Origin of the sequence: Lacisediminihabitans profunda, assembly GCF_008040105.1 — a bacterium.
Lineage (GTDB): Bacteria > Actinomycetota > Actinomycetes > Actinomycetales > Microbacteriaceae > Lacisediminihabitans > Lacisediminihabitans profunda.
In genome coordinates, this window is the sequence record NZ_VRMG01000003.1 from 279,785 (window position 1) to 286,017 (window position 6,233).

6 protein-coding genes, 1 pseudogene and 1 other annotated feature are annotated in these 6,233 nt (G+C 63.6%); of the genes and pseudogenes, 3 read left to right on the forward strand and 4 right to left on the reverse strand.

Annotated elements, in window-relative coordinates; translation table 11 throughout:
• Window positions 1–25 precede the first annotated feature (25 nt).
• The 3 genes from FVP33_RS02540 to FVP33_RS02550 all read right to left on the reverse strand — a co-directional run bounded on the left by FVP33_RS02540 (window position 26) and on the right by FVP33_RS02550 (window position 4,275).
• Window positions 26–1,324 (reverse strand): ABC transporter substrate-binding protein, encoded by a 1,299-nt coding sequence (locus FVP33_RS02540; protein WP_246142134.1) that lies wholly within the window; start codon window positions 1,322–1,324, stop codon window positions 26–28.
• Between the two features lie 110 nt (window positions 1,325–1,434).
• Complete coding sequence (locus tag FVP33_RS02545) at window positions 1,435–2,586, reverse strand: ROK family protein (RefSeq protein WP_147782047.1); 1,152 nt, start codon at window positions 2,584–2,586, stop codon at window positions 1,435–1,437.
• Between the two features lie 48 nt (window positions 2,587–2,634).
• A complete protein-coding gene (locus tag FVP33_RS02550) occupies window positions 2,635–4,275 on the reverse strand; it encodes an alpha-L-fucosidase (RefSeq protein ID WP_246142135.1) in 1,641 nt (546 codons plus the stop codon).
• Window positions 4,276–4,614: 339 nt separating this feature from the next.
• Between FVP33_RS02550 and FVP33_RS02555 the strand changes: the two genes are divergently transcribed.
• The 3 genes and pseudogenes from FVP33_RS02555 to FVP33_RS02565 all read left to right on the forward strand — a co-directional run bounded on the left by FVP33_RS02555 (window position 4,615) and on the right by FVP33_RS02565 (window position 5,964).
• The gene (locus FVP33_RS02555) at window positions 4,615–5,568 is read left to right on the forward strand and encodes a helix-turn-helix domain-containing protein (RefSeq protein WP_425460928.1); all 954 of its coding nucleotides are present in this window, start codon (window positions 4,615–4,617) and stop codon (window positions 5,566–5,568) included.
• A pseudogene (locus tag FVP33_RS20205) lies at window positions 5,450–5,692 on the forward strand (transposase); the annotation flags it as partial. The gene FVP33_RS02555 and the pseudogene FVP33_RS20205, both read left to right, overlap by 119 nt.
• Window positions 5,669–5,796 (forward strand) — a sequence feature (AL1L pseudoknot). (Overlaps the previous pseudogene by 24 nt.)
• On the forward strand, window positions 5,707–5,964 hold the full coding sequence (locus FVP33_RS02565) for a hypothetical protein (RefSeq protein ID WP_147782050.1): 258 nt from the start codon (window positions 5,707–5,709) through the stop codon (window positions 5,962–5,964). It overlaps the preceding feature by 90 nt.
• A gap of 19 nt (window positions 5,965–5,983) precedes the next feature.
• Here FVP33_RS02565 and FVP33_RS19925 read toward each other — a convergent pair.
• Window positions 5,984–6,233 (reverse strand): IS3 family transposase (locus tag FVP33_RS19925; RefSeq protein ID WP_246142136.1); only part of this gene is annotated, 250 nt, incomplete at its 5' end.

Genomic DNA, 6,233 nt, shown 5'->3' on the forward strand with positions numbered 1-6,233 from the left:
GGGGATCAGGATCGGGATGGCGTCATCAGCCCTGCTTGACCTTGAACCCCTTCTTCTTCAGGTCGTCGAACACGGCCTTCTGCGTGATAGCTAAGGCGTCGGCCCATGAGGTCTTGTTCTGCACCGCGGAATTCATCGCGTCGGTGAAGGCACTTTGCGCGACGTCGGTGTTCGGCCCCCAGATCACGGCACTGGTGTCTTTGGCGATGTCGGCGGCGACCTGGTAGTAGTCGGTCTGCTGGGGCATCAGAGCAGGCGGCTTCTGCTCGGTGGCGATCTTCTGACCCGAGAGTGCAGCCGGATACCCGTTGGCGACATTCAGGATGAGCTTCGCTCCGGCTTCGGTTGCGTTCTGCCACTTCGCAAACTCGGCCGCTTCCTTGGGGTGCTTGCTGCCCTTGATGACGGCGACGGATGAACCGCCCTGGAAGGACACCTTGGGGTTGTCGGCAGACCAGCGGGGAAGCGGAGAAAGCTGCCACTTTCCCGCGGTGGACGGCGCCACTCCGAAGATGACGCCGGGTGCCCACACCGCTGATGGCCAGGACAGCATCGTGCCGTCGTTCAGCTGCTGGTTGTAGGTGGGCGACAGGATCGGGTCGGTGCCGATCAGGCCTTCGTTGTACATGCCCTGGAAGAAGTCCATCATTTTGCGGGAGCCGGCTCCGTTGATGTTCACCGTCCAGACGTTATTTTTGACGGTCCACCATTGGTCACCCGCTTGCGCGGCGACCGAGGCATACCAACCCCAACCGTCGGTCGTGATGTTGGCCATGACGAGCTTCGGGTTTTGCGCCTTGATCTTCGCCGCGTCGTCTTTGTACTCCTGCCAGGTCACCGGAGGCGTGTCGATCCCGTACTGCTTGAAGATGTCGTATCGGTACAGGAGGGCCATCGGCCCGACGTCCTGCGGCACGCCATAGGTGTGGCCGTCGAAGGTGGTCCCTGCCCAAGTGCCCGGAGCGAACTTGTCCTTCACGTCGGAGACGTACTGGGTGATGTCCATCGGCACTCCGGCCACGATCAGCCGAGGAAGCGACGTGTTCTCGATGGCGGCAACATCGGGGGCGTTGCCGGCACGTACGGCCGTGAGCAGCTTGGCCGCTGACTGGTCGCCGCCACCCGCATCTGTGTGAACCACCTTGATGTTGGGATGGGTCTTGTTGAACGCGGCCACCTCTTCGGCCGAACCGGGTGCCCAGCTCCAGAACTTCAGGGTGACGACCTTGTCGCCACCGCTATTTCCAGCCGCTGCGCATCCTGTCATCGCGGTGGCGACGAGTGCCAAAGCCGCCGCGGCGGCCAACAACCTCGTTTTAAGCATGGAGTCTCCTTTGACCCGAATCGGGGGATTAACGCCGCACAGTCGCGGCGAACAGGTCCCAGCATCACCCCACTTCGCCGACTTTGTCAAGTGACGGAACAAAACAATTTCTAAGTCCGGTCCCCACCGAGCGTGCGGTAGAGCGCCAGGGCCGCGGCCGCATTGGCCCATTCCACGAATCCGAAATCGGTTGTCTCGACGAGAGGCTCCGCACCGAGGGATACCGCGGACAGACCTGCTCGGAAGTCCTCATCTCGACCCTGCAACAGGTATCGCGCTTCCCCGGCCAGTACGACCTTGTCCGGGTCGATCAGGTTCGCGATGTGCCCGACGACTGCGCCGAGCCCCCGGGCTGCGGCCGCCAGAATGAGCCCGATGGAAGGCTCGCTCTCCGCCCGCTCCACAACTTCCGCCAAAGTGGCAGCGTCCGAGGCTTGGGCGAGGATTGACGAGACGGACGAGACGCTCCACAGGCAGCCTCGATGACCGAGCGGACACGGGGGCCCGTCGGGCGCGACCGGAACGTGCGCGAACCGGCCGGCCATCCTGTGCGCGCCGACGACAATCCGGCGGTCGGTGACGATGCCGAATCCGATCTGAGGTCCAACCGCGATCAGGGCCATGCTGTCCTGGCCCTCGCCAAGGCGCGGCCACTGCTCGAAGGCCGTGAGGGCCACCATTTCGTCCTCCACCCAGACCGGGCCGCCCATCTGCTTGGAGAACCGGGCGCGGTCATCCTCGCCGATGACCTTGCGCAGGTCGACTCCGAGTGGCGTGTCATCCAGCTGCTGGAACGAGCCGCAGAAGGCGATGGCGGCGACCCGAAAGCCCGCAGAACGTGCGTCCGATAGCCAGCGGCTGCAGTGCTCGAAGAGCACCTTCGCGCCGAGCTCCGGAACCGTTGCTTCGGCCTCCCAGACAACGCGGTTCTCCAGGTCGATCACTGCCGCCACCAACTGACGGCCCCTCACGTGTATCCCCAGAAAGTGATAACTGTTGGGCGCGGCGACCAGGGTGTCCCCGGGTCGCCCCCGCGTCGAACTCGTCTCCCTGCCCGCTGTCACGACGAGCCCGGCAACTTCGAGCTCGCGACCGACGGCTGTCATTCGCGTGCGGGAAACGCCGAGACGGCGCGCTATGTCAGCCTTGGCCAAGCCACGATTCCACAGGATCTGGTTGTACGCCGCCTGCGCCGTCGGGTGCAGGGCGGGCCACGGCGAGATCGAGGATGGCGCGGCGTGGGTATCGGGGGTGGATGTCACGCGACCATCCAACCGCGCGATGACACGATTGCGCGCGACCGACTCGCTTCAGCGCGCCGCAACGGCCTCCACAAGAGCAACGGACTGCAGCGCGGGGCGACCGCGGGTCGCCGTGATCTGCACACGCACCGCATCGACCAATGAAGCGGGGAAGCGGAGGATCCGCTGATAGCCCACAGCTGAGGTCTCGGCCAGGAGAAACTCGTTCCGGCCGAGAATCCCGAACACCGCGACGTGTTCGAGCCGTTGCCCGAGGGTGATCCGCTCCCGCAGGACGACGGCATCTGCCAGAGCTGTCTCACCCAGTTCGAGGAGGACCGAGGGCTCCGGATCATCCTCCGACGGGCGCCACGCCGCCTCGGTCAGGCCTGCACCGAACGCCCGAGTGAGCTCCGGGCCGACGATCCGGGAGACGCCCTCGTCCGACTCGATCGTCCCGGAAGACACCACCGCCCGCGCCTGAAGTACGCGTGCGGCAAGTCCAGCGATCTGTTGCCCGGCGCCCGTCAGGGCTTGGACGTCCGCGGCCGCCAGAAGGCCGCGCGCGTCGGGTGGCACGTTGAGCAGCAAACAGGAATTGCCGCCGACAGCGTTGCGCCAGAGCTCAAAGATCTCGTCAGCGGACCGCACTTTATCGTCCTCGTTGCGGTGATGGAACCATCCGGGCCGGATCGAGGTGTTGACCTCGGCCGGATACCAGATGAGATCGTCTAGATGCCCCTCGAGCGCCGCGCGGCTGCCGAGGTCGTCGTCGTCGCTGCGAACCGCGCGGGAGAACTCGCCATCGTCGACCCGCTGCGACTTATCGGCGATCCGTTCGATGTCGCGCAACCCCGCAGGCACGACGCTCCACTCGTTGACCCGGGTCTGACCGGCCTCATTTCCGCACCATCGAACATCGGGTCCGCAGACACTGATCACCGCACCCGGTTGAAGCCGTCGGATCGTCGCATAGTAGCGATCCCAGTCGTACTCCTGCACCCGCCCGTTCGCGCCTTCGCCGTTGGCGCCGTCGAACCAGACTGAGAAGACCGGACCGTAGTCGCCAAGTACCTCTTCCAACTGCGCCACGAAGAAGTCGTCGTAGGCGGCGCCTGAGCCGTAGCTGGCCTCGGTGCGGTCCCACGGTGAGAGATACATTCCGAGTTTCAGGCCGTGGGCGACCGCGGAATCTGAGATCTGACGTAGCAGGTCACCGCGTCCATCGAGCCACGGCGACGAGGCCACCGAGTGCGTGCTCACCTTGCTCGGCCAGAGGCAGAATCCGTCATGATGCTTTGCGGTGATGATCACCCCGGTCATGCCTGCAGCGACGAACGTCCTCATCCATTGGTCGACGTCGAGAGAGGACGGGTCGAAGAGGGCGGGATCCTCCTGGCCCAGACCCCACTCCCGGTCCGTCATCGTATTCATGCCGAAATGGACGAACGAGTAGAATTCCATCTCCTGCCACGCCAACTGCCGTTCCGACGGTCGTACTGCGGTGAGTCGGGGATCGTCGCCCCCGAGAGTCGGGGTGGTCGAATTCATGGTCATGTGTCTCCCTGGCGGCATTGCCGTATTTGTAACGTTAGATGACAAAATACAGACTAGAACATTCGAAGCAGCCATGGTGAATCGTCCCCGTTTGATGGCCAGCGAAACCGGCTCCATCAGAATCCACCTGCCGAACGAGCCCTCCGCCGGCACTGGCCTCCTTCTGGCGAAAATAGGACCGGGAGAGCTACTTCGTCATCCCGGTCTGACCACGGTGAGTTTGCCGAGAAATTCTGGATCGTTCCCGGATTTGGCCAGTAGAAATGCGCCGGGGCAGGGCCGGTGAGGAGGGTTCGAGACCTAAACGATGAAAGGGATCGAGATGGTCTTTCGACCATCCCGATCCCTTTTCGCTCGATATCCCGAGATGTATCAAAACAGTCCCGGAAATACCCCTGTGTCGGGGTAACAGTGCCTGGTTTCCGGACATAGTTCACATGTGTCTCCGGACATCGTTCACATCCTTGGAGGGTGTCGAAAAACCGAATCATTGTGACCTCTGTCGTTGTCGAAGGCCGGCGGAAGGTGGACGTTGCCCGCGATTACGGCGTCTCCTACCGCTGGGTCCATACCCTGGTCTCCCGCTACCTCACCGGCGGGTGGGATGCGATCGAACCCCAATCCCGACGACCGAAAACGTCGCCCACGAGAACCCCGCCGGACCGGGAAGCTGAGATCATTCAGCTGCGAAAATCACTTCAGACTGCCGGCCACGACGCAGGACCGCACACCATCGCCGCTCACCTGGAACGACGCCACGGCAGCTCCCCGGCGGTCTCGACCATCTGGAAAGTATTACGCCGCAACGGACTGGTGACCGAGCAGCCGAAGAAACGACCACGTTCCTCCTACCTCCGCTTCGAAGCGGACCTACCCAACGAGACCTGGCAATCCGATTTCACCCACTGGCGTCTCGCCTCCGGCACGGGAACCGAAGTCCTCACCTTCCTCGACGACCACTCCCGCAAAGCACTCTCGATCACCGCCTACCCGGTCGTGACCGTCGCCCACGTCCTGCAGCAATTCCGCGCCACCGTCACCGAATACGGCCCACCCGCCTCCACCCTGACCGATAACGGCCTCGTCTTCACAACCCGAGTCCGCGGCGGCAGGAACACCTTCGAGAACGAACTGAACCTGTTAGGGATCGACCAGAAGAACGGTCGACCCAACCACCCGCAAACCCAGGGGAAAGTCGAACGCTTCCAACTGAATCGCCCCGGGGTTGATGGAGGGTCTGATTCCGCGAAGGATGATGATTATGCCAGCACCGAGGAAGTACCCGCCGGAGTTGCGGGAGAGGGCCATTCGGCTCGTGCAGGAAGCCCGAGCGCAGGATGGGGACCTGTCGCTCAACCAGGTAGTGCTCCGGATCGGGCAGCGGGTCGGGGTCAACCCGGACACGCTGCGCGGCTGGTGCAAACAGGCCGCTATCGACGCGGGTGAGCGGCCTGGGACTACCAGCAGCGACGCGAAACGGATCAAGGATCTGGAGCAGGAGAACCGGGAGCTGAAACGGGCGAACGAGATCCTGTTGGCGGCGTCGAGTTTCTTCGCGCGGGAGCTCGACCCGCGACTGCCGTGGTGACCATGTTCATCGATCAGAACCGTCACTCGTTCGGGGTCGAGCCGATCTGCCGGGTGCTCACCGAGCACAGCTGCCAGATTGCCCCGTCAACCTATTACGCCGCGAAGACCCGTGCCCCGTCCGCCCGGGCGGTGCGTGATGCCGACCTCGTCGAGCAGATCGAGGCGGTGTTCTGGGACCGGGCGAAGGGCCGCGGGATCTCCGGCGCGCGGAAGATCTGGCGACTGCTGAAACGCGACGGCATCGACGTGTGATTCGGCCTGGGTTTAGTTCCTAGTTGCTTCCCTGTCTGGCGGGTGCCGGCTGGGACGATTCTTGGTCAGCGTAATACTCTTCCTCGACCTCGATCGGGGTGCGCAGGGCGAGTTCGCCGTGGAGGCGTTGGTTGTTCCACCACCACACATATTCCAGCGTCGCGAGTTCGACCTGCTCGACCGTTCGCCAAGGCCCTTGTCGGCGGATGAGTTCAGTTTTGTAGAGCCCGTTCACCGCCTCAGCCAAGGCATTATCGAAGCTGTCGCCG

What these genes read in the sequence shown, in the direction of transcription:
- FVP33_RS02540 (WP_246142134.1), bottom strand. Translation starts at nt 1,324, where the DNA reads ATGCTTAAAACGAGGTTGTTGGCCGCCGCGGCGGCTTTGGCACTCGTC.